The 26,495-nt window shown below is 70.3% G+C and carries 29 protein-coding genes; 6 read left to right on the top strand and 23 right to left on the bottom strand.

Annotated elements, in window-relative coordinates; all coding sequences use genetic code 11:
• Positions 1-23: 23 nt before the first annotated feature.
• From OHA84_RS22985 to OHA84_RS22975, 3 genes are all read right to left on the bottom strand, one after another.
• Positions 24-758: a transglycosylase SLT domain-containing protein gene (locus tag OHA84_RS22985; protein WP_053677034.1), complete on the bottom strand. Its 735-nt coding sequence runs from the start codon at positions 756-758 to the stop codon at positions 24-26.
• Between the two features lie 413 nt (positions 759-1,171).
• Positions 1,172-2,488, bottom strand: coding sequence for a PhoH family protein (locus OHA84_RS22980; RefSeq protein WP_053677033.1), 1,317 nt, complete (start codon positions 2,486-2,488; stop codon positions 1,172-1,174).
• A 364-nt stretch (positions 2,489-2,852) separates the two neighbouring features.
• Positions 2,853-3,614 carry an isoprenyl transferase gene (locus OHA84_RS22975; RefSeq protein ID WP_053677032.1) on the bottom strand — a complete coding sequence of 254 codons (762 nt, stop codon included), beginning with the start codon at positions 3,612-3,614 and terminating at the stop codon, positions 2,853-2,855.
• A gap of 125 nt (positions 3,615-3,739) precedes the next feature.
• On the opposite strand from OHA84_RS22975, the gene mgrA reads away from it, so the two are divergent.
• Positions 3,740-4,777 (top strand): L-glyceraldehyde 3-phosphate reductase, encoded by a 1,038-nt coding sequence (gene mgrA, locus OHA84_RS22970; protein WP_266969974.1) that lies wholly within the window; start codon positions 3,740-3,742, stop codon positions 4,775-4,777.
• Between the two features lie 142 nt (positions 4,778-4,919).
• Here the strand turns inward: mgrA and OHA84_RS22965 are convergent, their stop codons facing one another.
• A complete protein-coding gene (locus OHA84_RS22965) occupies positions 4,920-5,759 on the bottom strand; it encodes an A24 family peptidase (RefSeq protein ID WP_266969976.1) in 840 nt (279 codons plus the stop codon).
• Positions 5,760-5,874: 115 nt separating this feature from the next.
• Between OHA84_RS22965 and OHA84_RS22960 the strand changes: the two genes are divergently transcribed.
• The 3 genes from OHA84_RS22960 to OHA84_RS22950 all read left to right on the top strand — a co-directional run bounded on the left by OHA84_RS22960 (position 5,875) and on the right by OHA84_RS22950 (position 8,582).
• The gene (locus OHA84_RS22960; RefSeq protein ID WP_053677029.1) at positions 5,875-6,252 is read left to right on the top strand and encodes a DUF192 domain-containing protein; all 378 of its coding nucleotides are present in this window, start codon (positions 5,875-5,877) and stop codon (positions 6,250-6,252) included.
• An 81-nt stretch (positions 6,253-6,333) separates the two neighbouring features.
• A complete protein-coding gene (locus OHA84_RS22955; RefSeq protein WP_053677028.1) occupies positions 6,334-6,951 on the top strand; it encodes an SMI1/KNR4 family protein in 618 nt (205 codons plus the stop codon).
• Between the two features lie 356 nt (positions 6,952-7,307).
• Positions 7,308-8,582, top strand: a complete 1,275-nt coding sequence (locus OHA84_RS22950; protein WP_266973994.1) for an extracellular solute-binding protein — start codon at positions 7,308-7,310, stop codon at positions 8,580-8,582.
• Between the two features lie 225 nt (positions 8,583-8,807).
• Here the strand turns inward: OHA84_RS22950 and OHA84_RS22945 are convergent, their stop codons facing one another.
• The 4 genes from OHA84_RS22945 to OHA84_RS22930 all read right to left on the bottom strand — a co-directional run bounded on the left by OHA84_RS22945 (position 8,808) and on the right by OHA84_RS22930 (position 13,102).
• Positions 8,808-9,437, bottom strand: coding sequence for a hypothetical protein (locus OHA84_RS22945; RefSeq protein WP_266969979.1), 630 nt, complete (start codon positions 9,435-9,437; stop codon positions 8,808-8,810).
• A gap of 250 nt (positions 9,438-9,687) precedes the next feature.
• Positions 9,688-10,011 carry a nuclear transport factor 2 family protein gene (locus tag OHA84_RS22940; RefSeq protein WP_266969981.1) on the bottom strand — a complete coding sequence of 108 codons (324 nt, stop codon included), beginning with the start codon at positions 10,009-10,011 and terminating at the stop codon, positions 9,688-9,690.
• Positions 10,012-10,237: 226 nt separating this feature from the next.
• On the bottom strand, positions 10,238-11,068 hold the full coding sequence (locus tag OHA84_RS22935) for a polysaccharide deacetylase family protein (protein ID WP_266969983.1): 831 nt from the start codon (positions 11,066-11,068) through the stop codon (positions 10,238-10,240).
• Between the two features lie 441 nt (positions 11,069-11,509).
• Positions 11,510-13,102, bottom strand: a complete 1,593-nt coding sequence (locus OHA84_RS22930) for an MDR family MFS transporter (RefSeq protein WP_371591440.1) — start codon at positions 13,100-13,102, stop codon at positions 11,510-11,512.
• A 113-nt stretch (positions 13,103-13,215) separates the two neighbouring features.
• Here OHA84_RS22930 and OHA84_RS22925 point away from each other — a divergent pair, with 113 nt between their 5' ends.
• Complete coding sequence (locus OHA84_RS22925) at positions 13,216-13,809, top strand: TetR/AcrR family transcriptional regulator (protein ID WP_053677022.1); 594 nt, start codon at positions 13,216-13,218, stop codon at positions 13,807-13,809.
• Positions 13,810-13,889: 80 nt separating this feature from the next.
• Here the strand turns inward: OHA84_RS22925 and OHA84_RS22920 are convergent, their stop codons facing one another.
• Positions 13,890-14,336: a nuclear transport factor 2 family protein gene (locus OHA84_RS22920; protein WP_266969985.1), complete on the bottom strand. Its 447-nt coding sequence runs from the start codon at positions 14,334-14,336 to the stop codon at positions 13,890-13,892.
• A gap of 105 nt (positions 14,337-14,441) precedes the next feature.
• Here OHA84_RS22920 and OHA84_RS22915 point away from each other — a divergent pair, with 105 nt between their 5' ends.
• Positions 14,442-14,972, top strand: a complete 531-nt coding sequence (locus OHA84_RS22915; RefSeq protein ID WP_266969987.1) for a TetR/AcrR family transcriptional regulator — start codon at positions 14,442-14,444, stop codon at positions 14,970-14,972.
• Positions 14,973-15,079: 107 nt separating this feature from the next.
• Here OHA84_RS22915 and OHA84_RS22910 read toward each other — a convergent pair whose 3' ends face one another.
• The 14 genes from OHA84_RS22910 to OHA84_RS22845 form a co-directional block, all read right to left on the bottom strand.
• Entirely contained in the window at positions 15,080-15,718 is a 639-nt protein-coding gene (locus OHA84_RS22910; protein ID WP_053677019.1) for an OmpA family protein, read from the bottom strand.
• A gap of 4 nt (positions 15,719-15,722) precedes the next feature.
• Entirely contained in the window at positions 15,723-16,313 is a 591-nt protein-coding gene (locus tag OHA84_RS22905; protein ID WP_266969989.1) for a hypothetical protein, read from the bottom strand.
• A gap of 31 nt (positions 16,314-16,344) precedes the next feature.
• Positions 16,345-16,971 carry a pilus assembly protein TadG-related protein gene (locus tag OHA84_RS22900; protein ID WP_266969991.1) on the bottom strand — a complete coding sequence of 209 codons (627 nt, stop codon included), beginning with the start codon at positions 16,969-16,971 and terminating at the stop codon, positions 16,345-16,347.
• The gene (locus OHA84_RS22895; RefSeq protein ID WP_371591439.1) at positions 16,968-17,216 is read right to left on the bottom strand and encodes a hypothetical protein; all 249 of its coding nucleotides are present in this window, start codon (positions 17,214-17,216) and stop codon (positions 16,968-16,970) included. Before OHA84_RS22895 ends, OHA84_RS22900 begins: the two co-directional genes overlap by 4 nt.
• 110 nt (positions 17,217-17,326) lie before the next feature.
• Positions 17,327-18,013 carry a response regulator transcription factor gene (locus tag OHA84_RS22890; RefSeq protein WP_053677015.1) on the bottom strand — a complete coding sequence of 229 codons (687 nt, stop codon included), beginning with the start codon at positions 18,011-18,013 and terminating at the stop codon, positions 17,327-17,329.
• The gene (locus OHA84_RS22885) at positions 18,013-19,395 is read right to left on the bottom strand and encodes a sensor histidine kinase (RefSeq protein WP_266969993.1); all 1,383 of its coding nucleotides are present in this window, start codon (positions 19,393-19,395) and stop codon (positions 18,013-18,015) included. Before OHA84_RS22885 ends, OHA84_RS22890 begins: the two co-directional genes overlap by 1 nt.
• A 3-nt stretch (positions 19,396-19,398) precedes the next feature.
• The gene (locus tag OHA84_RS22880) at positions 19,399-20,292 is read right to left on the bottom strand and encodes a DUF5936 domain-containing protein (protein ID WP_266949529.1); all 894 of its coding nucleotides are present in this window, start codon (positions 20,290-20,292) and stop codon (positions 19,399-19,401) included.
• A gap of 13 nt (positions 20,293-20,305) precedes the next feature.
• Positions 20,306-21,244 (bottom strand): type II secretion system F family protein, encoded by a 939-nt coding sequence (locus tag OHA84_RS22875; RefSeq protein WP_266969996.1) that lies wholly within the window; start codon positions 21,242-21,244, stop codon positions 20,306-20,308.
• Complete coding sequence (locus OHA84_RS22870) at positions 21,241-22,605, bottom strand: CpaF family protein (protein ID WP_266969997.1); 1,365 nt, start codon at positions 22,603-22,605, stop codon at positions 21,241-21,243. The genes OHA84_RS22875 and OHA84_RS22870 overlap by 4 nt, the downstream gene beginning before the upstream one ends.
• Positions 22,602-23,000, bottom strand: coding sequence for a TadE/TadG family type IV pilus assembly protein (locus tag OHA84_RS22865; protein WP_266969999.1), 399 nt, complete (start codon positions 22,998-23,000; stop codon positions 22,602-22,604). Before OHA84_RS22865 ends, OHA84_RS22870 begins: the two co-directional genes overlap by 4 nt.
• 1 nt (position 23,001) lies before the next feature.
• Positions 23,002-23,331 carry a TadE/TadG family type IV pilus assembly protein gene (locus OHA84_RS22860; RefSeq protein ID WP_234350235.1) on the bottom strand — a complete coding sequence of 110 codons (330 nt, stop codon included), beginning with the start codon at positions 23,329-23,331 and terminating at the stop codon, positions 23,002-23,004.
• A 75-nt stretch (positions 23,332-23,406) separates the two neighbouring features.
• Entirely contained in the window at positions 23,407-24,687 is a 1,281-nt protein-coding gene (locus tag OHA84_RS22855; protein ID WP_078999399.1) for a P-loop NTPase, read from the bottom strand.
• Positions 24,688-24,694: 7 nt separating this feature from the next.
• Positions 24,695-25,396, bottom strand: coding sequence for a Flp pilus assembly protein CpaB (gene cpaB, locus OHA84_RS22850; RefSeq protein WP_053682145.1), 702 nt, complete (start codon positions 25,394-25,396; stop codon positions 24,695-24,697).
• A 43-nt stretch (positions 25,397-25,439) separates the two neighbouring features.
• Complete coding sequence (locus OHA84_RS22845; RefSeq protein WP_266970002.1) at positions 25,440-26,333, bottom strand: hypothetical protein; 894 nt, start codon at positions 26,331-26,333, stop codon at positions 25,440-25,442.
• Between the last annotated feature and the right edge of the window lie 162 nt (positions 26,334-26,495).

Below are 26,495 nucleotides of genomic sequence, written 5' to 3'. Positions count from 1 at the left end.
GGAGGTTGTGCGGTGGCGCGTGCCTAGTACCAGTCGTTGGCGTCGTGGAAGCTCAACGCCGCGCACGGGCTGCCGTAGCGCTCGTTCATGTAGCCCAGGCCCCACTTGATCTGCGTGGCGGGGTTGGTGCGCCAGTCGGCGCCGACCGAGGACATCTTCGAACCGGGCAGTGCCTGGACCAGACCGTAGGCGCCCGAGGACGAGTTGACGGCCTTGTAGTTCCAGGTGGATTCCCGGTTGACGATCTCCGAGAAGCACTGGAACTGGCCCGCCGGGACGATCTGCCGGGCGATCGACTTGATCTCGGAGATCGTGTAGGAGCCCTGGACGTCGAAGTCGCCGGCGTCGCGCGCCGAGGAGCGGCTGGCGACCTCGCCGGCCTCCTCGCGCTCCTTCTTCAGCTTCGCGGCGGCCTCGGCCTCGGACTTCTTCTTGGCCTCCGCGTCCGCCGCGGCCTGGGCGTCGGACTTCTTCGCCTTGGCGGTCTCGGCGGCCTCGATGCGCGCGGCTTCCTCGGCCGAACGCTTGGCGTCGGCGTCGGCGGCGTGGGCGATCGTGTCGGCCTGCTGCGTCAGGGAGCCGCTCTGGACCTGGGCCTGCTCGCCGACCGGGATTTCAGTGAGGAGAGTCGCACCCGACGCGGTGGTCTCGAGGTCGTTCGTGGTGGCGTCGCCGGTGGCAACGCCCACGACTGCGCCGACGGTGGTGACAGCGGTGGCCGAAGCCACTGCGAACCCTCGAACCGAGATCCGGCTCACACGGTGTCCTTCCAGCAGCGTCCGCAGTGACCTGGCGGGCGCAAAAGTGCCCCTGGACACTGGCCTCCATGAATCCGCGGTCACTGGAGGCTCGGGCCCGTGGGCAACTCCCCTGCGGGAGCTGCCGCGTGAAACTCGGGCGACATACGGCAGACGACTGTGGAGTTGTGGTACTGCGCGTATCTCACGAGAGATACAGGTGTGCCGTATGTGGGGCCTGACGGAAATCAGACTCTGCCGGACCTCGACGCCGCAGGGCAATTCCACGTTGCGTGGGAAAGGTCACACCTGCGCAGAGGCCGTTGTTTTCGACAAAGGCCTGTGCAGCACAGCGCCGCCCGGCTAGGCTTCTGGGCCTTTGCCGGGCGGCGCCAACTCTACTTCCCACTATGGGGGTTCTGTCCCCTTTGCGGTTACAGGGTCTCCAGCATCTCCGTGACGAGCGCGGCGATCGGCGAACGCTCGGAACGAGTCAGCGTGATGTGCGCGAAGAGCGGATGGCCCTTCAGCTTCTCAACGACGGCGACCACTCCGTCGTACCGGCCCACCCTCAGGTTGTCCCGCTGGGCCACGTCGTGGGTCAGCACGACCCGCGAGTTGGCGCCGATCCGGGACAGCACCGTCAGCAGCACGTTCCGTTCCAGCGACTGCGCCTCGTCCACGATCACGAAGGCGTCGTGGAGCGAACGACCGCGGATGTGGGTGAGCGGCAGGACTTCGAGCATCCCGCGGTTCAGCACCTCCTCGATGACCTCGCGTCCGGCGACCGCCGAGAGCGTGTCGAACACCGCCTGCGCCCACGGGCTCATCTTCTCGGAGGCGTCCCCGGGCAGGTAGCCGAGGTCCTGGCCGCCCACCGCGTACAGCGGCCGGAAGACCATCACCTTCTGATGCTGCCTCCGCTCCAGCACCGCCTCCAGGCCCGCGCACAGCGCGAGCGCCGACTTTCCGGTGCCGGCCCGGCCGCCCATCGACAGGATGCCGATCTCCGGGTCGAGCAGGAGGTCGAGGGCGATGCGCTGCTCGGCGCTGCGGCCGTGCAGCCCGAAGGCCTCGCGGTCGCCGCGCACGAGCTTCACGTTGCCGTCGGCCGTGACCCGGCCCAGCGCCTTGCCGCGCTCGGACTGGAGGACCAGCCCGGTGTGGACGGGCAGCTCGGCGGCCTCGGGCACGTAGAGCCGCTCCTCCGAGAAGAGCAGGTCCACCTGTTCGCCGGAGAGGGCCAGCTCGCTCATGCCGGTCCATCCGGCGTCGGTGATGGCGAGCTCCGCCCGGTACTCCTCGGCGAGCAGCCCCACGGAGGAGGCCTTGATGCGCAGCGGGAGATCCTTCGAGACCACCGTGACGTCGTAGCCCTCGGCCTGGAGATTGCGGGCGACGGCGAGGATCCGCGAGTCGTTGTCCCCCAGCCTGAAGCCGGCGGGCAGGACGCCCGGGTCGGAGTGGTTGAGCTCGACACGCAGGGTGCCACCCAGATCGCCCAGCGGGATGGGGGCGTCGAGACGTCCGTACCGGACCCGGAAGTCGTCGAGCAGGCGGAGGGCCTGGCGCGCGAAGTAGCCGAGTTCGGGATGGTGCCTCTTTGCCTCCAGCTCGGTGATCACCACGATCGGGAGCACGACCTCGTGCTCGTCGAAGCGGGAGATCGCGTTGGGGTCTGCCAGCAGGACGCTGGTGTCGAGGACGTAGGTCCGCCTGTCGGGCAGGCGGCGCTTTGTGCTGGTCACCACGGAAGGACGTACCCCCTCGGAAGAGGTCGGGCCATGAAGACCGGACCGGTCATCGGCACCCATGCGCGGGCCGATTCCCGGCCCTCCACTCCGTCCGTGCGAACCGCACGTGCGTCCTGGTGCAAAGGGCCTCCCGGGCGGACGACCCCATGCCGTCCGCTGAGACTCGACACCCGTGGATCGGACGTCGACCTGCCAGGGTTATGCCCTCGAACGGGCAAGGCCATGCCATGGCATATGACGGACGCTCGGTGAACCCCTGGTGAAGGCTTGAGAGGGGGGCGACGGGGCGCGCGGGGACGTGCCGAACCGGAAGGGGCCGCGGTCACGGCGAACTCCCGTCGAGGAGCCCGCCGTCCGTGGATCAGCTGCCGTACCGCCGGTGGCGCGCGGCGTAGTCGCGCAGTGCCCGGAGGAAGTCGACCTTGCGGAAGGCCGGCCAGAAAACCTCGCAGAAGTAGTACTCCGAATGCGCGCTCTGCCAGAGCATGAACCCGGACAGCCGCTGTTCGCCGCTGGTGCGGATGACCAGGTCCGGGTCGGGCTGGCCCCGGGTGTAGAGGTGCTCCGCGATGTGGTCGATGTCGAGGACCTCGGCGAGCTCCTCGAAGGAGGTGCCCTTCTCGGCGTGCTCCAGCAGCAGCGAGCGGACCGCGTCGGCGATCTCCTGGCGGCCGCCGTAGCCGACGGCGACGTTGACCAGTATCCCGTCGACCTCGTGGGTGGCCTGCTCGGCCTCCTTCAGCACGGACTGGGTCCGCGCGGGCAGGATGTCGAGGTTGCCGACGTGGTGGACGCGCCAGCGGCCGTCCGCCGCGAGGCCCCGCACGGTGTTCTCGATGATATTGAGCAGCGGACGCAGCTCGACCTCGGGACGGTCCAGATTGTCCGTGGAGAGCATCCACAGGGTGACGACCTCGACGTCCGTCTCGGTGCACCAGCCCAGCATCTCGGAGATCTTGTCGGCTCCGGCCTGGTGGCCCTGCTCCGTGGTCCCTCCGGACGCCTTCGCCCAGCGCCGGTTCCCGTCCAGGATGACGCCGATGTGCTTGGGTGCCTCGTCATGGTCGAGGCGGCCTTCCACCCGGCGTGCGTAGAGCCTGTACACCAGGTCGCGCAGCTTCACGATCTTCCAGCCCCTCCGTGCAATGCCCCCGTGCGAATTGCGGTCCCCCGAGTCCGCCACATTACTGGGATGTGGGAAGGGGTACCCAACTCGGTCGATCACAAGTCCGTGATAGGGAGGACAACGTGACTGATACCAATCCCTATCGGGCAGAGCCCTCGCGCTACGACTCCATGGAGTACCGGCGCACCGGCCACAGCGGCCTCAAGCTCCCCGCCATCTCCCTCGGCCTCTGGCACAACTTCGGCGACGACACGTCCCTGGCGCCCCAGCGGGCGATCCTGCGGCGCGCCTTCGACCTCGGTGTCACCCATTTCGACCTGGCCAACAACTACGGACCGCCGCCCGGGTCCGCCGAGCTCAACTTCGGCAAGATCTTCGCGCAGGACTTCGCGTCCCACCGCGAGGAGCTGGTGCTCTCCACCAAGGCCGGCTACCTGATGCACGCCGGCCCGTACGGCGAGTGGGGCAGCCGCAAGTACCTGCTCGGCTCGCTGGACGCCTCGCTGAAGCGGATGGGCGTCGATTACGTCGACATCTTCTACTCGCACCGCTTCGACCCGGAGACCCCGCTGGAGGAGACCATGGGCGCCCTGGCGTCCGCGGTCCAGCAGGGCAAGGCCCTCTACGTGGGCGTGTCCTCGTACACGGCCGAGCAGACGGCCGAGGCCGCGCGGATCCTGCGCGACATGGGCGTGCGCCCGCTCATCCACCAGCCCTCGTACTCCATGATCAACCGCTGGACGGAGGAGGACGGGCTGCTGGACACCCTGGAGGAGGCCGGCATGGGCTGCATCTCCTTCGCGCCGCTCGCCCAGGGCCTCCTGACGGGCAAGTACCTGAAGGGCATCCCGGAGGGCTCGCGGGCCAGTCAGGGCAAGTCCCTCAACCCGGACCTGCTCTCGGACGACGTCCTGCGCCGGCTCAAGGGACTGAACGAGATCGCGGTGCGGCGCGGGCAGTCGTTGGCGCAGTTGGCGCTCAACTGGGTGCTGCGGGACGAGCGCATGACGTCGGCTCTGATCGGCGCGTCGAGCGTGAAGCAGTTGGAGGAGAACGTGGCCGCTCTGGCCGGTGCCCCGCTCACGGAGCAGGAGTTGAAGGAGATCGACTCCCTCGCCGTCTCCACCCCCGGCGCCAACATCTGGGCCCAGCGCGGCTGACCTGCGCTGATGCCGCGCCTTCGGAAACCGGCGCGGGGAAACAAAAAACGGGCCGGTCCGTGGGGGGGATACGGACCGGCCCGAGGGGGGGGTTCCACCATAACCCTTCGTAAAGCGTGATGCGTGCATTGACGCAAAACGATTACGCTCCGAATCCGCCCAGCAGCACTCCGGTGAGCGCGCCGGCGGCCATGAAGGGGCCGAACGGGAAGGCCGTCCGGCGCCCCGCACGGCCGCGCAGCAGCAGGCCCAGGCCGTACACGGCTCCGTAGAGGAAGCCGAGGAAGGCCCCCAGCGCCCATACCCCCCAGCCGTACCACCCAAGAGCGACCCCGAGGGACAGCGCCAGCTTGACGTCCCCGAAGCCCATGCCGGCGGGGTGGATCAGGTACAGCACCAGGTACGAGCCCGCGAGCGCGGCCCCGCCGAGCAGCGCCGACCGCCACGACCCGGCGGCGCCCGGCAGCAGCCCGGCGCACCCGAGCAGTACGGCCGCGGCCGCGGCGAGCGGCAGGGTCAGCGGGTCCGGCAGCCGGTGCACGGCGACGTCGACCACGCCGAGCAGGACGAACGCGGGCGCGAGCCCCACGAACGCCACCGCCTCGGGCCGCGCCCCGACGGCCCACGCGAGCAGGGCGCAGACCCCGGCCACCAGACACACGACTCCCGCGGGGCGGACCCCGTAGCGGTGGGGCGGCGGGCCGGTGGTCGGGGCCTCGGGGTCCGCGGGGACGGGCCCCGAAGGCGGCGCGCCCGCCCCGGGGCCGGGGCGCCCGGGCGCGGGCGCCGACGGGGACACGGACGGCGCTGCGGGGAGCCGGCAGCGGGCGCGGCCCACCCAGCCCGGCAGTGGATGCCCGTCGGGGCACGCGTCCCGCCAGGGCTCCCCCGGCTCCACGGACAGCCGGTACGCCGCGCGCGGCAGCAGGAGGCCCGCGCCCGCTCCGTACGCGGCGGCGAGGATGATCACGACCAGGCCCATCCGACGACCGTAGGCCCGGTCCCTCGCGGGGGCATGGGTCCGGGGGCCCATTGCCCCTACCCTGACCACCCGGACGGACGGGTCGGACGGGTCGGACGGGAAGAGGCGGGGGCACATGGGGCGTTGGCGTGACGGCGGAGCCGTCCTGCGCGTGGGCGGGGCGGACGGGGCGCCGGTGCCGCTGGAGATCGCCGCCTCCTACCGGGCCCGTACCCGCGGGTTGCTCGGGCGCGACGGGATCGCGGGGGCGCTGTTGTTGACGCCGGCGGGCAGCGTGCACACGTTCCGGATGCGGTTCGCGATCGATGTCGCGTACCTCGACCGGAACCTCGACGTGATCGCCCTGACCACGATGGTCCCCGGCCGGCTGGGGCTGCCCCGTCCGCGCTCCCGGCACGTCCTGGAGGCCGAGGCGGGTGCGATGGCCTGCTGGGGCCTGCGGGTCGGGACCCGCGTCGAGGTCGAACCGCGACCGGACGGAGCCGGAACCTGACGTCCGTCTCACCTCCCGCTAGGCGGTGAACCGCCTCGGGGGTAGGTTGGGGCGGTTGAGCTGGGGTGTCAGGGGAGCGGCATGACGGAGAACGCGCGGATCAAGGCGCTGGAGCAGATCATGCCGGCGACGCACGGCGCCGACGAGGACATCGACTGGCGGGCCGCCGAGGCGGCCTGGGGGACGAGGTTCCCGGCCGACTTCATCGCGTTCATGGGGCGCTTCGGCTCCGGGTCCATCAACGGCGAGGCCGGCATCCTGTTGCCCCTGCCCAAGCCCGGACTCCAGTGGGATCCGGCCGAGATGGCCGAGGAGACCGCCAACGCCCGCCAGGTCTGGAAGACCGAGGGCGGCCGGGCCGTCTTCGACGTGGACCCGGAGTCCATCCTCGCGTGGGGGGTCACGGGCGGCTCGGACATCCTGTGCTGGTTGACGACCGACCCCGACCCCGACCGCTGGCCGGTCCTGGTGGTCGGGCGGCACACCGCCGAGTCCTTCGCGGTGTATCCGTACGGCATGGCCGAATTCCTGCTCCGGCTGTGCTCGGACGAGTTCGACGTGAGCCCCGTCAGCATCACCTTCTGGGACGGCGGCCACCTGAGCTTCGTCCACTGGCGCAAGGCCCAGCGCCGTTGGCAGGAGGGCCGCAACCCGGAGACGGGCGAGCCGGACCCCTACGCGGGCGATTTCGCCGACTGACCGTCCCGAGGACCCGACGGCCGGACGGCCGGTGGCCGGATGGCCCGACCCCCTGACCGCCCGACCGCCTGACCGCCCGACGCCCCCGCCACCCCGACAGCCCGTTCCATGGCCGGAAACGGGCTTTTCGGCATGTCTACGCGCGTGGGAATTGTGGATCACATATCGGAAAACACCATGTGGAAAAGCCCCAGTTGGAGCATTGACCACAACCACCACCCCAATGGAATCAACCGCCCCACCCTCGGGAGAGAATTCCGGCCAACGGGCCACGGACGGACACCCCAGCCCGGAGTGACTCATAAGTAACAACGGGACTCAAAGAAAATCAGGGGAATCCATCCGTGCGACGAAGAATGTTCACCGCGACGACCGGGGCGGCCGTGCTCGGTCTCCTCATCCCGCTGGCCGGCTGCGGCGGTTCCGACGAGGCCGCCGGTGACGGCGGCACACTGAGGCTGGTCGCCGCCGAATACGGCGACGGTCCGGGCAACAGTTCCAAGGCCTTCTGGGACAAGGTGACGGCCGATTTCACCAAGGCCAACCCCGCTCTCAAGGTCGAGGTCCAACTCCTCCCGTGGGCGGACATCGACAGCGAGGTCACGCGCATGGTGCGGGACGACAAGGCACCGGACATGGCCCTGATGGGCTCCTACTCGGACTTCGCGGCGCAGGGGAAGCTCTATTCCGCGGACGAGCTGCTCTCCGTCACCGCCGAGGCGAACTTCCTGCAACCGCTCGCGGAGGCCGGTACGGTCGGCAGCACCCTGTACGGCCTGCCGTTCGTCGCGAGCAGCCGCCTGCTCTTCTACAACAAGGCGCTGTTCGACAAGGCCGGCGTCACGAGCGAACCCAAGACGTGGAACGACCTGAAGACGGCCGCCAAGGCGCTCAAGGAGCAGGGCGTGAAGTTCCCCTACGCCATGCCGCTCGGTCCGGAGGAGGCCCATGCCGAGGCGCTGATCTGGGAGTTGAGCAACGGAGGCGGCTACTCCGACAACAGCGGCAACTACAGCCTCGCCTCCGACCAGAACATCCAGACCTTCAAGTGGATCAAGGAGTTCATGGTCGCCCCGGGCCTGACCGGTCCGGTCCCGCCGTCGCAGCTCAACCGCGCCGACGCGTTCGCCGCCTTCCTGCGCGGAGAGGTCGGCATGCTCAACGGCTACCCTTCGCTCGCTCACGAGGCGCGCGCCAAGGGCATCTCCGTCCGTGCCGTCTCGATGCCGGTGTCGGACACCCTCGGCCCCGGGGAGACTCCGCCGACGGTCGGTGTCGCCGACTGGATGATGGCGTTCAACCAGAACGGCAAGCGTGAGGAGATCGGCAAGTTCCTGGACTTCGTCTACCAGGACGAGAACCTGTCCGACTTCGCGGGGCGCTACCACCTGCTGCCCTCGACGGTGTCCGCCTCCCGCACCCCGGCCGGCGGTGGCCTCGACCAGAACGACGTGCAGTTCCTGACCGCCTTGCGCGGCGCCCAGCTCTACCCGGTCAACGACCCGTCCTGGGTGACCGTCAGCGACACCATCAAGCGCAACATCGGTCGCGCCGTGGAACCGTCCGGCGACCCCAAGGGCGTCCTGGAGGGCATAGCCGCGAAGGCGACCGAGGCCGGCCGCAAGAGCTGACCGGCGAGACGTACGTACGGAAAGCCCCCTGGGAAAAGGGACTTTCGCCCCCTGCCGCATCCCACCCCGTGCGGCACCATGGCAGTCACGGCACTTGATCCAAGGCCGCGGCCCTGCCGCCCGACGAGCACCCACAAGGTGCGCGGGGCGGCCGGCCTCTCCCCCTGCGCACCTGTCGGCCCGTCGGGCCTGTCGGATCTGTCGAACCTGTCGGACCTGTCGGGGCTACTTCTGCCGGCCGTTGTCCTGCGAGAACGCCGTGCGGTACTGCCCGCAGTCGGAATCCCACTTCAACGTGCCCGTGAGCGCCCCGTAGCCGGTCCGGGTGACCGACCACTCCACCGTGTAGGTGCCGGTGTCGCAGGCGATCCGCTTTCCGCCGGGAACCTTCGTGCGGCCCGTCGCCGGTCGGTCCGTCAGCTCCTGCCGCACCTCGCCCGCCTTGGCCCGCCTCGCGTCGCGCAGCACGGCGTGCACGACGATCGGGTGCCTGCCGTCCTTCGTGGTCACCGCCCGCTTGACGAGCTTGGAGTCGGACACCGCCCACGCGAACTCGTACGAGGGCGACCAGGCCAGCGTCTTCGGGTCGGCGACCTTCCGCTCGTACTCCGGGGCGCCGTCGGGGCCGGGCTTCGTGACCGTCTTGTACTGGACCGTCGGGTAGAAGCGGAACTGCCCCTCCACCTTGTGCATGTCGTCCTTGGTCCACATCGACTTCATCGCCTTCTCCTCGCCGCCCGGGTCCTGGAGGTACGCCGCGCCCTGCGCCGCGGTGGCGGTGGACTGGCCGAGGGCGGGGGCGAGGGCGGCCACGGCGGCGGCGAGGGCGAGAGCGGCGGTGCGGGTGCGCTTCATGCCCGACCCAACGGGGGCTTCCGGCGGGCCGGAACGACGCGGGGCGCGCGTTCACCCGTACGGGAAAGGGGGGCGGACCCGAAGGTGACGGTTCCCGCGCGCGGCCAGGCATACGAGCCGATGAACGCCGGTTGGGGCGACGGAACGCGGGAGGAGTTCGAGGCCTTCGGGCACAGCGGCGCGGCGGGGGCGGCCGGCTTCCCCGGGCCGGGGCAGGCGCGGTCAGGCCCGGGTCAGGCGCGGCCTCGGGTCATGCCTGACCGGTCTCGAAGCGGCTGACGCGGCCGTCGGCGGTGACGTCGAACCGCCAGGCGGTGCGCATCTCGCCCCAGGTGTCGTTGCGGTAGTCGACGACGAGGGCGCGACCGTCCTCGGATTGCGAGGCGACGGACATGTGACCGGCCGAGGAGAAGACCTCCTTCTCGGTCCACTCGCCGAGGTCCCGGTCGGAACCGTCGTCCGACATGGTCGCGCCCGGGGCGAGCGCGGCGTTGAACGCCGCCCGGTCGCCCGCGTTCACGGCCGTGACGAAGGCGCGGACGGCTGGGTCGGTGAGTTGCTCGGGTGCGATCACGGGTCGGTCCTCCGGCGGGTCGTGCGCGGGATTCGGTACGTGCGGGATTCGGTACGCGCGGGGTCTGGTGCGCGGTGATGCTTGCGCGGTGATGCGTACGCGGGATCCTGCCCGCGGTGATGCGTACGCGGTTGCGTGCGGCCACGTGCGGCCGCGTGTGCGACCAGGGAACACCGGGGGTGGGGCCGGCGGGGCGACCCTCACCCGTTCGCCGCCGGACGGCGTGTCAGGGGGCCGTGCGGACCGGGAAGCCGGTGGGGCGGCCCTGGTCTTCGAGCCAGGACAGGACCTTGTCGAGAGCCTCGACGGTCTGCTCGCGGTTGCCGCCGCCGTCGTGGAAGAGCACGGTCGGACCGTTCTTCAGCTCGCCCTTGACCGTCTTGACGATCGCCGCGACGCCCGGCTTGCTGAAGTCCTTGCTGTCGACGTTCCAACCGAGCGGACGCATGCCGGCCGCGGCGGCGATGCGCCGGCTGTCGGGGGTGAAGGCGCCGCCCGGGGCGCGGTAGTACTGCACCTTGGCGTCGCCGCCCGCGGCTTGCTCTATCTGCCGTTGCGCGTCGAGTATCTGTGCCTTCTGGTAGGCGACGGGCTTCTTGTCCATCGCCGTGTCGTGGGACATGGTGTGGTCGCAGAGCCGGTGCCCGCCCGCGACGACCTGCTTGACCAGGTCCGGGTGGGCCGCGGCCTGGGGGCCGACCATGCAGAAGGTCGCCTTCACGTCGTGCTCCGCGAGGACGGAGAGGATCCGCGGCGTCCATCGGGGGTCGGGTCCGTCGTCGATGGTGACGTTGACCGTGTCCCCACCGCCCTCCGAGGCGTGGGCTATCTCCTCGGGCATGTGCTGCCGGGGCGCGTTCGGGGACCCGGGCGATCCCGCGGAGCCGCCGCCTGCGGGGTCGTCAGCCCGACCGGCCACGTTCTCCTGTCCGACGTGGTGGTCCGGTCCGACGATCGCCGTCGCGCCCCATACGGTCGCGGCGACGGCCACGGCGGCCGCCACGACGGTCAACCGGGACTGTGCGGCCTGCTTGCGCGTGCGTGCCAAGAACCCCATGAGTCTGTCCACTCCCCTTCACTTCGTGGGCGCCTCCGACCGCCGCCGGTGGTGGTGCCCCCTCGTCTTCCAGACGCCGGGTGACGAGGAGGGGTTCCAGTGAATTCCCCCATAAATTCCAAGTAATGGGACATTCGTCCCCGATCGTCCGTATTTTCGGCCACGTTGAAACCGGGCCGAATCGTCCCAACCTGCTACCCATCACCTCGCGGCTCAATCTCCCCTCCCGTGGACGGGATTCACTCGACCTCGCGCGAGGCGACTCCGGACCCGGGCGTCACAGCGGGCGCGGGCACGGCAGGGGTGGGCGGGGGCACGGGAAGAGCCCGGCACCGGCGGATTGGTTCATCCGCCGGTGCCGGGCTCGTTCGATTCCCACGTTGTCGCTTACGTCACACGGGGCGTGCCCGTCGCGCACGTCATGCGCGGCGCGCGCGTCGCTCAGTGGGCGATGGACTCCTGGGGAGCCTGAGCGGCCTTGCCCTCGCCGCCCTCGCCGCCGCCGGCGGCCTGGGCGGGACCCGCGCCCCGGAGCGGGACCTCCTTGACGAACCAGGCGGCCACGAAGCCCAGTACGGCGATGGCCGCGCCGAGCAGGAACGCGGAGTGGGTACCGGCCGCGACCGCGTGCTGGTAGGCATCGCGCATGGCTTCGGGCAGCTTGGCCAGGCTCGCGGCGTCCAGTTGGGCGGATCCCGCCTTCTCGGCGGCCTCGGGGCCCAGTCGCTCGGTCATGGTGTCGGTCACCTGCGAGGTGAACAACGAGCCCATCAGGGCGACACCGAAGGAACCGCCCAGGGTGCGGAACAGGGTGGCGGAGGAGGACGCGACGCCCATGTCCTTCATGTCGACGCTGTTCTGCGCGACGAGCATGGTGATCTGCATCAGGAAGCCGAGGCCCGCACCGAGGACCGCCATGTAGACGCCGGACATCAGACGGGTGGTGCCGGTGTCCATGGTCGCGAGCAGGAAGAGCCCGACGACCATGAGCGCGCCGCCGGCGATGGGGAACACCTTGTACTTGCCGCTGCTGGTGGTGATGCGGCCCGCGATCAGCGAGACGACCATCATCGAGAGCAGCATCGGCAGGAGCAGCAGGCCGGAGTTGGTGGCGGAGGCGCCCTGTACCGACTGCTGGAACAGCGGGAGGTAGAGCACGCCGCCGAACATCGCGAAGCCGACGAGGAACCCGATCACCGACATGAGCGTGAAGTTGCGGCTGCGGAAGATGTGCAGCGGCATGACCGGCTCGGCGGCCTTGGTCTCGACGTAGAGGAACGCGGCGATGGACACGATGCCGAGGATGATCAGGCCGATGACCTCACCGGAACCCCAGGCGTACTCGGTGCCACCCCAGGTGGTGACGAGCACGGTGGAGGTGATGGCGATGGTCAACAGGGCCGCGCCGAGGTAGTCGATCTTCCCCTGGGCCTTCTTCTTGGGAAGGTGCAGGACCGCGGTGACCATCGCGAGGGCGACGGCGCCGAGCGGGAGGTTGATGTAGAAGGACCAGCGCCAGCCCATGTGGTCGGTGATGGTGCCGCCGACCAGCGGGCCGCCGATCATGGCGAGGGCCATCACGCCGGCCATCATGCCCTGGTACTTGCCGCGCTCACGGGGCGGGATCAGGTCGCCGATGATCGCCATGACACCGACCATCAGACCACCGGCTCCGAGGCCCTGGATCGCGCGGAACCCGATCAACTGACCCATGTCCTGGGCCATGCCGCTGAGCGCGGAACCGATCAGGAAGATCACGATCGAGGTGAGGAAGGAGCCCTTCCGGCCGTACATGTCGCCGATCTTCCCCCAGATTGGGGTGGAGGCGGCCGTGGCCAGGGTGTACGCGGTGACGACCCAGGAGAGGTGCTCCAAGCCACCGAGTTCGCCGACGATCGTCGGCATGGCGGTGCCGATGATCATGTTGTCGAGCATGGCCAGCAGCATCGCAATCATGAGCGCCATCAGTACGACGCGGACACTGCGCGGCTTCACCTCCTCCGAGGCTTCGGCCGTCTTCGTCATTTCCGCCATCTCGTCCACTCCCCTGACCCCCGGGGCTTACTTGCCGCCCGGCTAGTTCACTACACTGGGGAAGGTAGACCCGTAACTAGCCGGGCGTCAAGTAAGTAATTTTGGGGAGCGCCATGACCAGCAGCAGTCCGCAGCAGCGCCGTGGCAACACGCGCCAGCGCATCCAGGACGTGGCTGTGGAGCTCTTCGCCGAGCAGGGGTACGAGAAGACGTCGCTGCGCGAGATCGCGGAGCGGCTGGACGTCACGAAGGCGGCGCTGTACTACCACTTCAAGACCAAGGAAGACATCATCATCAGCCTCTTCGAGGACGTGACGCGTCCGATCGACGAGCTGATCGCGTGGGCCGAGGAGCAGCCGCGCACGCTGGAGACCAAGCGGGAAGTGCTGCGGCGCTACAGCGAGGCGATGGCGGCCGGGGCCTCCCTGTACCGGTTCATGCAGGAGAACCAGGCGACCATGCGGGAGCTGAGCATCGGGGAGACCGTGAAGAAGCGGCTCTTCACCCTGGTCGAACTGCTGCGGACGGACGACGGGCCACTGACGGACCAGGTGCGCTGCGTGAGCGCCCTGTTCACGCTGCACGCCGGGATGATGTTCCTCCAGCACGTGGAGGGGAACCCGGAGGAGACGCGCCAGGCGGCCCTGGAAGTCGCGACGGACCTCATCACGCAGGCGCACGGGATCACGCAGGCGCGCGGGCAGTAGCCGCCCGTTCCGAGGCCGGGCGGGGGCGCCGGGGCCGGGCGGGGGCGCCGGGGCCGGGCGGGGGCGCCGGGGCCGGGGCGTCAGGTGTCGTGGCGCGCCCCGGCCAGCCGGCGGTCCTCCGAGGCGATGGGGACGTCGTTGATGCTCGCCTCCCGGCGACGCATCAGGCCGTCGTCGTCGAACTCCCACTGCTCGTTGCCGTGGCTGCGCCACCACTGACCGGCGGTGTCGTGCCACTCGTACACGAAGCGGACGGAGATCCGGTTCCCGGTGTACGCCCAGAGTTCCTTGCGGAGCCGGTACTCCAGCTCGCGCTCCCACTTGTCGGCGAGGAACTCCCGGATCTCGGCGCGGCCGGTCAGGAAGCGGTCTCGGTTGCGCCAGACCGAGTCCTCCGTATAGGCCTGCGCGACGCGGTCGGGGTCGCGACTGTTCCACGCGTCCTCGGCGGCCCGCACCTTGGCGCGGGCGCTCTCCTCGGTGAAGGGCGGCAGGGGTGGACGGGGTGCGGTGGTGGTGGCGGTCATTGGCTCAGCCCTCTCGACCAGGGGAGAACGATCGTTCTCCCTCTGGCCCGCCACCCTAGAGAACGATCGTTCTCCAGGCAAGCGTCCCTGGACTACGCTGCCCTCATGGACGACGAAGAGGCCCGGACCCGACTGCTCGACGCGGCGGAGACCCTGTTCTACGCCGAGGGAATCCAAGCCGTCGGCATGGACCGCATCCGCGCCGCATCGGGCGTCCCCCTCAAACGGCTGTACCGCGTCTTCCCCGCCAAGGAATCCCTGGTCACCGCCTACCTGGAACGCCGCGACCGACGCTGGACGACAAGCCTGCGCACGGCGGTGAGCGAAGCACCGGACCCGATCCTCGGCGTCTTCGACTGGCTGGCGGACTGGTTCCGCGAACCGGACTTCCGGGGCTGCGCGTTCCTCAACGCCTACGGCGAACTCGGCACCGGCCCCGAGGCCGTGGTGGACGTCATCCGCCGCCACAAAGCGGAGCTGCGGAACCTCCTGGCCGAGCTCGCCGGCCCCGACCGCGAAACCCTCGCGGACCAACTCCTGCTCCTGGTCGAGGGCGCCACCGTCGTGGCCGCCCTCGACCCCGGCCCCGCACCGGCCCACCGAGCCCGCGAGGCGGCGGCCGCCCTCATGCGATGAGGCCCGGCGGGCAAACCCCCACCGGCCGAAGGCCTCCCACCCGAAGGCCTACTGACCGAAGGCCTACTGACCGAGGCTTACTGGTCGAAGGCCTACTGACCGAAGGCCTACTGACCGCTTCCGCGCGGGAACGTGATCTCCACGCGCCGGTTCTTCTTCCGGCCTTCCTCGGTTCCGTTGTCGGCGATCGGGTAGTCCTCGCTGTAACCGCGGACGTCGAAGATGACGCCGGGGTTCGTCACGGTCTTGCCCAACTCCGCCTGCACGGCGTCGGCGCGCTGCTTGGACAGCTCCTTGCCGTGCTCATAACTGCCCTGGTCATCGGTGAACCCGAAGACGCGGACACGGGTCGCCTTCTGCTGGTTGATCTCGTTGGCGATGGCCTGTATCCGCGCCGCCGCCTGCGCGTTGAACACCGCACTGTTCTCGGGGAACAGGACCTCGGACTGCAGCGCCATCATGACGGTCTGATTGGTCTCCTGCCGCCGCTCCTCACCCCCGAGGTCCTCGACGACCTCGGCGATGTCGAGCACCTTGACGGGCGCGAGGGTCCCACCCTGCGGGATCTTGAGCCCGGGGGCGTTCGAGTCGATGGCCACAGGGGCCGAAGCCGAAGGCTCGGTACCGGGCGGCACCGACGGCTTGACGTCGTCGGCGTGGGCACTGGTGGCCCCGATGAAGTGGGCGCCGGCGATGACGAGCCCGACGACGGCGGTGGACGCGGAGACGCGGTGTCGTGTGGTCATGGGGTCACCCGGAGATCTTCAAAGTTGCCGACGAGAAAGTCGGGAAGTTGAACTCGACCTCGCTCGTGCTCGCGGGGGGCGCAGGGAACTGGGCAAAGAAGGGAACCGACTGGCCCGCTTCGATGATGACCACGCCCGTTGTGCACAGGCATCTGCCCTCCGTGTCACGCAGCACGTAATACCTCTTCTTGCCTGCCTTGTCGACCAGCGTGACTCCCGCTACCGATACTCCGCTGGCCTTGAGCTCGTTGCCACGCCATGCCGCTGTATTACCGAAGGGCTTGTCGCCGGTGTTCTTGATCTGACCGCTCACCGTGACAAAGCCGGAGGCGTCCCGAGCCGCAGAATGGATGTCCAGGACGACACCGGCCTCACCGGTCATCGTCGCCATCACCTGCCGTGGCTGGGAGGGCTGACTGCTGCTCGCCGAAGGCTGGGGTTTGGCATCACTGCCTGCGCTCTTACTGGCACTCGGCGCCTTCTGAGGCGCTTTCCCCTGACCGTCTCCCCCGCATCCGGCCAAGGCGAGGGCCAATGCCGCCACGAAAACGGCAGCCACTCCCCTGTGAACCTTCACCGTGTACCGAATGCTCATTTGAGCTGCTTCCTTGTCTCTCGTTCTTTGGTCAGCCGACCAGTCGCACATCAAACAGGCTTCGCGCCAGCGTGCTCCAAAGATCCGGCTTTCGGGGGTCGAATTTGATGATCTTCCCGCCCTTGCAATTGATGACGGTGGGAGTTGTCGACGGAGGATCGGTCGGCGCGGGAAGCGGAGTAGCGGAGGGGGTTGGACCGTCACCCAATTGACATCTGGGCACGACCTCCGCAACCGCCTTTGCCGCGCCGTGCATGTCCTGGGTACCCGGCACCACCGAAGCTCCGACGGTGCCCTCGGTCGTCACCTCGACGGTGAAGCGGAGCGCTGACGATGAGCAGGTTGCCGACGCCTCGTTCCGCCGCGCAAAGTCTTCGGCCGCGCCGCAAGCCCCCGCCATGTCGAAGGACTTACCCGTCAGGATGTCTTGCCATTCGTCGGGCTTGAGCGTGGCAAGGTCGAGGCCCGGAAGCAGGTTGTCCCGGGCTTCCCGAGCCGCTGCCAGAGCCCCCGCGTCCGCTGCTCCTTGGGCATCGCTGCGGACGACTGCTGCCTGACCGAAGACGAAAAACGCCAGTGCGGCGAAGAGCAGTCCGACCACGACCATCGCGTACAGCGGAAAGACCTGACCTCGATCGCTGGAATGACCTGCAATCACGAGCCAGCGGTAAGACTCGCGATGGCAGTCGTGATGCGGCCCACGATCGCCGTGCCGATACCGGTACCGACCATCGCCCCGATGATGACCACCACAACCAGGATGATGCCCAGGTACTCGAAGGCCGTCTGGCCGCGGTCCGTGGTCGTGTAGCGCTTGCGGATGCTCGTCATCGCCGTGTCCGTCCATCCGCGCAGGCGGATGGACGTCTGCACGGTGGCCTTCAGCAGCGTGTTGTGTGACATGAGGGGTTCCTCCCGGGCCGGTGCCGCTGTCGATTTGCGGACCGTACGGGGAGTCACCGGTGATAACCAAGGGTCCCGGGGCCCAATTACGGACCCACTGCGCAGACTGTCTACCCATGGCCGGCCACCCCTGGGCGGGCGGTTCCCAGCCAGCGGGCTATGGCTTCGCTGCGGGTGGTGGTCTGGAGCTTCGCGAAGATGCGGTTGATGTGGTTCTTGACCGTCTTCTCGCTGATGAAGCAGGTGGCCGCGATCTGTTGGTTGTTCATCCCGGATGCGATCAGATCCATGACCTCCTCCTCACGTGAACTCAGCCCGAACGCAATGTGGTTGGGAAGGCGCTGAGAAGACTGTGCCACAATCCGTTGCGGTTGCGAAGAGGCCCGGAGCTCCGCGAGGACTGCGGTTGCCGCCGTCGGGGTGAAGTGGGCGCGGCCGGCGTGGGTGTCGCGGACCGCCGTGAGCAGGAGGTCCGGCGTGAACTCGCCGTGGACCAGGTAGCCGCCGGCGCCCAGCAGGAGGGCTTCGCGGACGATTTCCGACTCCTGGTTGTACGTCAGCATCAGTACGGGGGCCAGGCGCGCCAGGTGCGGCAGTGCCGAGATGCCGTCGACTCCCGGCATCCGGACGTCGAGGAGGATCACGTCCGGGGTGTGGGTCCGGGTGAGGTGGAGGGCCTCACGGCCGTCCGTGGCCTGGGCGACGACCTCGATGTCGGGTGCGGTCGCGAGCAGGGCCGAGAGGCCGGCGCGGACGACGGGGTTGTCGTCGGCGATCAGGACACGCAAGGGCGGCATCACGGGCTCCCGAGGGGCATTTCGAGGCGGACCCGGGTGCCGGGGCCGGTGGCCGGGGGGCCGATGGCGAGGTGGGCGCCGAGGGCCGCGGCGCGTTCCGTCATGCCGAGCAGGCCGAAGTGGCCCGTGGCGCGGAGGTGGGCCGGGTCGGGGCCGCCGGGCGGCAGGCCCCGGCCGTCGTCGGTAATGGTGAGGCACAGGCCGGTGGGTGAGGCGGCGGCCGTGATGTCGACGTGGGAGGCGGACGCGTGTCGGCGGGCGTTCTCCAGGGCTTCCGCGGCCACCGCGACCAGGTCGCGGGTGAGCGCGGGGGGTACGGGTGGGACGGTTCCGGTGGTGTGCAGGGCGACGCCGGGGTGGGAGGCGGCCAGGGACCGGAGCTGCGCGACGAGGGGGGTGACGGGGGCGGGTGGGGCGGTTGGGGCGGTTCCGTCGCCTCGGAGTTCCGTCAGGAGGTGCCTGGACTCGGCCGCGGCGCGGCGGGCGGCCTCGGCCACCGTGCGCGCCTGGTGGTGGACCGCGGCCGGGTCGGCGGTGCGGGACAGGGCGTCCGCCGCCAGGGCCAGGCCGTGCAGGGTCTTGGAGACGGAGTCGTGCATCTCGCGTGCCAGGCGGTCGCGTTCGGTGCGGGCGGCCTGGGTCGCGGCCAGGCGGGCGGCGGTCTCGGCGCGGGTCCGGCTCGCCTCGTCGAAGCGGGTGAGGAGGTCCCGCAGGCAGGCCCCCGCCGCCCCCGCGAGCAGGCAGAGAGCGGGCAGCGCGAGGGAGGGCAGGGTGTGGGCGGGCAGCGCGAGGGAGGGCAGGGTGTGGGCGGGCAGTGCGAGGGAGGGCAGACCGCCCTTCGCCGCCGTCAGCGCCGCGACCAGTGCCGCCTGTGCGACCGCGTACCCGGCCGCGCCGCGGCGGTCGTGGAGGAGTCCGGCGAGCAGCGGGGTGCAGAGGCAGACGAGGCCGAGCGGGAGCGCGGGGCCGGCGACGACGAGCAGCGGGGCGACGAGCGCCATGTCCCAGGCGAGCAGCGCCCGGTGGCGCGGGACGAGCGGTCCGAGGCGCTCCCCCGCGCGGAACGCGGCGTACGACAGCGTGAAGGTGAGCAGGAGGGCGCCGGCCGTCAGGTGGGTGGGGCCGCCGGGCGCCGACCGTTCCAGTGCGGCCGGGGCGCCCACGGCGATCAGTGCGAGCCGGAGCACGAGGACGCGCCGCGCGGACGCCCACAGCGCGTTCGTCAGCAGTACGTTCGCCCGCACCGCGTTCGCCCGCACCGCGTTCGCCCGCACCGCGTTCGCCCGCACCGCGTTCGCCCGCACCGCGTTCGCCCGCACCGCGTTCGTCCACAGCGCGCCCGACGGGTCCGGAGGAAGGGGCGGGCTCAGGGGAGAGGGCATGGCTCAGCCGCCTCCGAACATCGCGCCGAAGTCGATGTTCGCCCCGTACACGAATCCGCAGACGAGCAGGATCAGCGTGCCCGGCAGCATGAAGATGGTGACGGAGAAGGTGGCTTTCGGGACGGCGCGGGCGGCGCGGCGGCGGGCGTTCTGGGCGTCCGTGCGGCGCATGTCCTCGGCGATGGCGATCAGGGTCTCGACGATCGGGGAGCCGAGTTCCTCGCCCTGCTGGAGGGCGGTCACGAACTGGGCGACCTGCTCGGAGTCGTTGCGTCGGCGCAGTTCGTCGAAGGCCTGGCGGCGGCTGACGCCCATGTCCATCTGTTGGAGGGTGATGCGGATCTCGTCGGACCACGGGCCTTCGTACTTGTCCGCCACCCGTTCCAGTGCCTGCCGGAAGCCGAGCCCGGCGCTCACCACGACGGCGAGGACGTCCAGGAAGTCGGGCAGGGTGCGTTCGATGTGGTCGCGTCGCACGCGGATCGCGGACCACAGGCCGACCTCGATCCAGAACAGCCCGAACGCGACCATCAGCAGCGCCGGTACGAACTGGTCGTTGATCAACAGGGAGAAGGCGCCGAGCCCGCCCAGGACGGCGTACACGGCCCGGCGGGCCGCGTAGCGGTCGATGGTCAGGCCGGCAGGGTTGCCGGCCATGTCGATCTGGCGGCGCTTGCGGGCGACGCGGTCCTGGCCCATCAGGCGCAGGACGAGCGGGGCCCAGCGGATGCCGAGGCGGTCGACGAGCGAGCCGACGGCGGTGGTGCGGGTGGCGCCGACTTCCAGGGCCAGGGCGAGGTCGCTGGGGAGTTTGACGTCGGCGCGGTAGAGGCGCAGCCCGTACAGGGCGCCGAAGACGGACAGGCCGAGGGCCAGGGCGAGAAGGAGTGCGGTCATCGGTCGGTGCCCCTCACACGTCGATCTTCGACAGGCGCCGGATGAGGACGAAGCCGAGGGCGAAGAGGCCCAGCGCGACGAGGACGGCGGTCTGCCCGATGAACGCCCCCGTCATCCGGTCCAGCGCGCCCGGCATCATCATGTCCACCAGCAGCAGGGAGCCCAGCCCGATGGCCGGCACCAGGTACGCGGTCACGGTCACCTGCGACAGCTGGGTGCGGATCTCCCGCCGCGTCTCCTTGCGCTGTTCCAGCGTCACCGTGAGGTTGCGCAGGCTGCCCACGATGGCGCCGCCGGCGCGGGCCGACAGGACCAGGGTGGAGACGAGGACGACCAGTTCCCGCGAGGGCAGGCGCTCGGTCAGCTCGCCCAGGGACTCCTCGATGGAGTGCCCGATGGCGAGCCGGTCGGCGACCCGGGCGAGTTCCTCCCCGGCCGGGGCCTCCAGTTCCTCGGCGGCGATGCCGATGGCGGTACGCAGTGCCAGGCCCGCCTGTGTGGCGTTGGCGAGGATGCGGGCCAGGTCGGGGAGCTGGTTGATGAACCGCTCCGTGCGGCGGGCCCGCTGCCAGTTGAGGAAGGCGTTGGCGGACCAGAGCGCGATCAGTGCGGCCACCGGTCCGAAGAACGGGGCGAGGAACGACGCGAAGACCAGCCAGACCCCGGCCACGGACAGCAGCATGTAGACGAAGAACTCGCCCGGGGTGAGGTCCAGGCCGGTGGTCGCCAGTTTGATCTCGATGCGCCGGCCCAGTCGGGTGCGGCGCAGCCGCCGGTCGATCTCCCGGAAGCGGCGTCCGCGCCCCTGGGACTCGGGGGCGCCGCTCGCGGCGAGGCGCTCGATCAGGGCGGCGCGCTGGGCGCGGCCGGCGGAGTAGGCGTGTACGCCCCAGACCACGAGGAGGCCGGCCAGCAGGGTGGCGCCGAGGGTGAGGGAGACGGTTGTGTTCACAGGATGGTCCGAGTGGTCCGAGTGGTCCGTGCGGTCCGGGTGGCCAGTTGGTCGTCCGACGTGGCGACCCCGAAGGCTTGGGGAATCGGCTGGTTGTTCATGTAGAGGCGGTCCGCGATCCGGCGGGGCAGCGGGTAGTACTCGAAGTGGCCGTGGACGCGGCCGTCCGGGCCCATCGGCTGGGCCGCGAACCGGCACACGGTGGTGATTCGGAACGGTTCGCGGCCGTGCGAGTCGAGGATGGAGATCTCCGTGATGCGGCGCGAGCCGTCGCCGAAGCGGGTCAGTTGGACGACGACGTTGACGGCGCTGTTGATCTGGTCCTGGAGCGCCTCGAAGGGGATCTCCACCTCCGACATGGACGCCAGGGTCTGGAGGCGCATCAGGGCGTCCTCGGAGCTGTTGGCGTGCACGGTGGCGAGGGAGCCGTCGTGGCCGGTGGACATGGCCTGGAGCATGTCGAGGGTCTCGCCGCCTCGGACCTCGCCGACGATGATGCGGTCGGGACGCATGCGCAGGGAGTTGCGTACCAGGTCGCGGATGGTGATCCGGCCGCTGCCCTCGACGTTCGGGGGGCGGGATTCGAGGCGGATCACGTGGGCCTGTTGGAGTTGGAGTTCGGCCGAGTCCTCGATGGTGATGATGCGTTCGCCCTCCGGGATCAGGCCGGAGAGGGCGTTGAGGAGGGTGGTCTTGCCGGTGCCGGTGGCGCCGGAGACGATCACGTTCATCTTGGCCTGGATCAGGCCCGACAGGAGCATGAGCATCTGTTCGTCCAGCGAACCGAGGCTGATCATCTCGTGCAGGGTGAACGCGCGGGGGAAGCGGCGGATGGTGAGGGTGGCGCCGGTGAGGGAGAGCGGCGGGATGATGACGTTGACGCGCTCCCCGCTGGGGAGGCGGGCGTCGACCATCGGATTGGCCTCGTCCACGCGCCGGTTGACGGTGGAGACGATGCGCTCGATGGTCTGCATGAGCTGTTCGTGCGAGGCGAAGCGCAGGGGCAGTTGCTCCACCCGGCCGGCGCGTTCGACGAAGATCTGGTCGGGTCCGTTGACCATGATCTCGGAGATCGAGGGGTCTTCGAGGAGCGGTTCGAGGACGCCGAGGCCGAGGGCCTCGTCGACGACGCGGCGGATCAGTTGGGCGCGTTCGACGGTGGAGAGGACGGGCCCCTCGCGGCTGATGATGTGGCCGAGTACGCGTTCCAGACGGGCCCGGCGCTCGGTGGGCGCGAGCGCGGACATCTCGGCGAGGTCGATCTCCTCCAGCAGCTTGGCGCGGTACGAGGAGACCAGTCGGCCGTCGTCGCCGTGGCTGTGGCGGTCGTCGGGGGTGTTGACCCGGGAACGCAGGCTCATGGTCCGGTCACCTTCGGGTCGTCGTTGGGCATGGTGGCGGTGGCGGTGGCCGGGTCGATGGGGAGCCCGGGCACGATGGAGTTGATCGTGATGGTCGCGGTCGCGGTGACGGCGTCGGTGGTCGTGGCCACGACCACCTTGGCGCCCAGGCTCGGCTTCACCGCCGCCGCGCCCGCGGCCGATCCGGCGCCCGGTTTACGGGCCTCGACGCGGGCGGCGGTGCGGGCGGCGGTCTCCGCCTGCTGATGGACATAGGCGACCCAGCCCAGCTGGATGCCGCACAGTGCGACGAAGAGCAGGATCGGTATGAACCCGATGTACTCCAGGGCCACTTGACCCCGGTCACGGCCAGGGATGCGGTCGCGGTCACGGTGCGGATCAGGGTGTCGGTTCACGTCAGTCCTCCTTCTCCAGCGCGGAGCCGCCCTCGCCCGTGATGGGGACGCCGATGTCGAGGCCGGGGAAGAACACGGGGACGTTGAGGTAGACGGTGGCCTTGTAGATGTCACCGGCCTTCCCGCATTCCGCGGTCATGTTCCAGGCGCCCCCGATGTACTTGCCGGCCGCTGCCACGCAGGCGTCGCGGCCGTGCACCGCCCCGACCCGGGCCGCCTCGTCCGCCGCGTTGCCGGCCAGCGAGAACGCGTACCCGATCAGCACGCACTCCCACACCGCCGCCACGAGCAGCAGGATCAACGGGACCATCCCGACGAACTCGACGGCCACCTGGCCCCGGTCCCGGTGGGCCTCCCGTATCTGACCCCACGACCTAACCCCTCCCCGTCTCCGCGCGGGCACCGGTCAGCCCTCCCGGCCGCGCCGCAGCCGGGCCAGGGGCCCGGACGGCCGGACCGCCAGTTCGGCGGAGCGCGGCGGCGGGACGGCGCCGTCGGCCGATGCCGCGGTGGTGGGGGCGGTGAGCAGGCCGAGTTCGCCGGCCAGGGTCCACAGGGCCTGTTTCACGGTGGAGCGGTTGTCGAGGTCCTGGACGCGGCCCGCGTCGACGACCGCCTGGAGTTCCTTGAAGGCGGCCGGGACGGGGGTGCGGGTGGGTCGGGTCTTGGTGATCTTCTCGATGAGGGCGGGTTGGATCTCGGTGTGCTTGCTCCAGCGGTTGACGACCATGGTGGTGTCCTCGGCCTTGCGGACCTGGAGGCGTTCCCACATGCGGACCAGCCGTTTCGCCGCGCGGACGGAGACCACGTCCGGGGTGGTGACGAGCACGGCGATGTCGGCCATTTCCACCGCTGCCGCGTTGGCGCCGGTCACCTGGGTGCCGCAGTCGATGACGACGAGTTCGTAGCGGCCTCGCAGGGCGGTCACGACGTGTCGGGCGGCGCGTTCGTCGACCTCCTCGCCGCGTTCGCCGTCGGCGGGGGCCAGCAGCAGCGCGAGTCCGGTCCGGTCGTCGTACACGGCGTCCTGGAGGACCCGGGGCGAGATGTCCTGGATCCCGGCGAGGTCGGCGATGGAGCGGCGGAACTGCACGTCGAGGTACGAGCCCACGTCCCCGCCCTGGAGGTCCATGTCCACCAGGGCGGTACGTCGTCCGGAGGCGGCCGCGGCGAGGGCGAACTGGACGGCCGTGAAGGTGGTGCCGACCCCGCCCTTGGCGCCGGCGACGGTGACCACCCGGCCGCCGGGTCCGGCGGGCAGGTCCGGGCCGCGGCCCAGGTGGCGGCGTACGCCGACGGCCCACTGGGCGGCGGCCTGGACGCGCGCGGCGAGTTCCTCGTAGGCGAGGGGGAGCACGATCAGGCCGCGGGCGCCGGAGTCCATGGCGGCGGCGAAGAACCCGGGTGCGGCGTCGGAGGACACCAGGACCACGCCCACGGCGGGGAAGCGGAGGGCGACCTCGCGGATGAGTTCCAGCGCGGGCAGCGGGCCGATCCGCTCGTGGACCAGCACCACCTCGGGCAGGTCGTCGAGGGATTCGGCGGCCAGCCGGGCGAGGGTGTCGAGGAGGGCGGTGGAATCGGGGACCGGGGTGGCCGGCTCGGTGTCCGGGAGCTGGCCGAGGAGGGTGGTGATGGCGCGGGCGGCGTCCGGGTCGCCGGACGCGGGGAGGATTCGGGTGGTCATCCGGGCCTCACTTGTCCCCGTCGAGGGTGTACGTGCGGTCGCTGGGGCTGGGCGCCGAATCGGTGCCGGGGGCCACCAGGGCCAGCCGGACGTGTTCCGCGAAGGATTCGGCGTACGCGACGCGCTGGGTGTCCTTGGTGTTCAGGGCGAAGGTGATCGGGACGGCCTCGGCGGGGCCCTTGCGGTCGCTGTCCTTGTCGAGGGCGGTGAGCTTGCCGACGCCCAGGACGCGGGCGTTGGCGACGATGATCACGGAGCGCGAGGGGTCGGTCTCCTTGGCGCCCTTGAAGGTGGCGATGATGTTGACCTTGGCGCCGGAGGTGATCTTGCCGGCCACGCCGGTGGCGGCGTCGATCATGATGGCGATCTCCTGCTCACCGGGCTGGAGCTGCGGTTTGTCGACGTACATGTCGCTCTGGAGCAGCGAGCCCTTCTTGAGCGTGGTGAGCGCGATCTTGTTCCCGAGTCCGCCGAGGTCGGTGACGGCCGTCTCGGACAGCCACCGTTTGGGGACCGTGACCTGCTCGAACTGGCCGGCCGTGAGCGCGCTGTACGGCGCGATGTCGCCCTTCACGCGGTAGGCGACGACCTCGGCCCCGACCTTGGAGTTGACGTCGCCGATCACCACGAGCACCCCGGCGAACGCCGCGAGGGCGCACAGGATCGACAGGAGGAGCAGGATGACGCCGCGGCGCTGGCGTGAGTTCATGGGCCGTACTACCTCGCCGTTCTTCGTTCGTTCGGGCCGGTGGTCAGGGTCTGGATCGGGATGTCGCGGCCGTGGGCGGTGGGGCCGTCAGCGGGGCGGAGCAGAAGCCGCAGCGGTCGCCGATGAGTTCGAAGCCGCACCATCGGCATTGCTCCCGGCGCACGGAGGCGACCAGTTGGTAGAGGACGGCCACGTCCGGGATGGCGGCGCCGAACTCGACGAGCTTCGACGTGGCCCACCAGACGGGCGAGTCGGCGGGTAGCGGGTTCTCCATGACGCCCTGCACCTGCCAGGCGGGGGCCAGTTCGGCGGTCACCCAGTCGGAGGCGAGTTGGCCGCGGGCGAAGGTGAGGTGGGTCGCGAAGCCGGGGCCGGCGGGGAGTCCCGCGGCGGCGCCGCCCGCGCTGTGGGCGCCCGAGGACCCGGAGGTGCCCAGCCTGGCCAGGTGCGGGGTGGGGTGGGCGAGTACGGCGAACTGGGCGCTCGGTGACCAGGACCTGGCGTGCGCCTTGAGGCTGACCGGCACCCGGTCCAGTTTGGCGACGCTGCCGAGCAGGGCGCCCGCGTAGATGTAGTGCGGCAGCAGGCGGGCCGCGGAGGCCAGCACCCCGGGGCTGAAGTCGCAGACGCTGAGCTGGCGGAGCTGACGCACCAGCAGGGCCGTTCCCAGGGGCGGCAGATCGATGTCGAGGAGCGCGATCCGGTCGGTTTCCAGAATGGCCCGTACGGTGTGCAGCCGGCGGATGGTGGCGAGCGGCAGCCAGGGCGGTACGACGACCACGAGGTGGCCGTGTCGCTCCAGGAGGGCGGCGGTCTCGGCGAGGGCTCCGTCGAGGTCGACCTGGTCGGGCGGGCGCAGGACGGCGGCGGTCGGGGTGTGGCGGTCGGGGGCCGGCAGCACCAGATCGGCACTGGTGACAGCAATGGCGGTCGGCACGCGAATCCCCCCGTTCACCCTGTACGTCACGGGCGTTCCCACCCCCGTCACGCAGTCCCCACGTACGCGCACGACTGCGCGACGGCAAACGATCCGCGCAGCTCCCCCTTGCCTCAGCACCATATCCGCGTCCTCCCTGGCAGGGCAGGGCCTTGCGGATTC

Source organism: Streptomyces sp. NBC_00513 (genome assembly GCF_041431415.1).
Classification (GTDB): domain Bacteria; phylum Actinomycetota; class Actinomycetes; order Streptomycetales; family Streptomycetaceae; genus Streptomyces.
The sequence above is the reverse complement of the archived record's forward strand: the minus strand, read 5'-3'. Positions and strand labels throughout refer to the sequence as shown.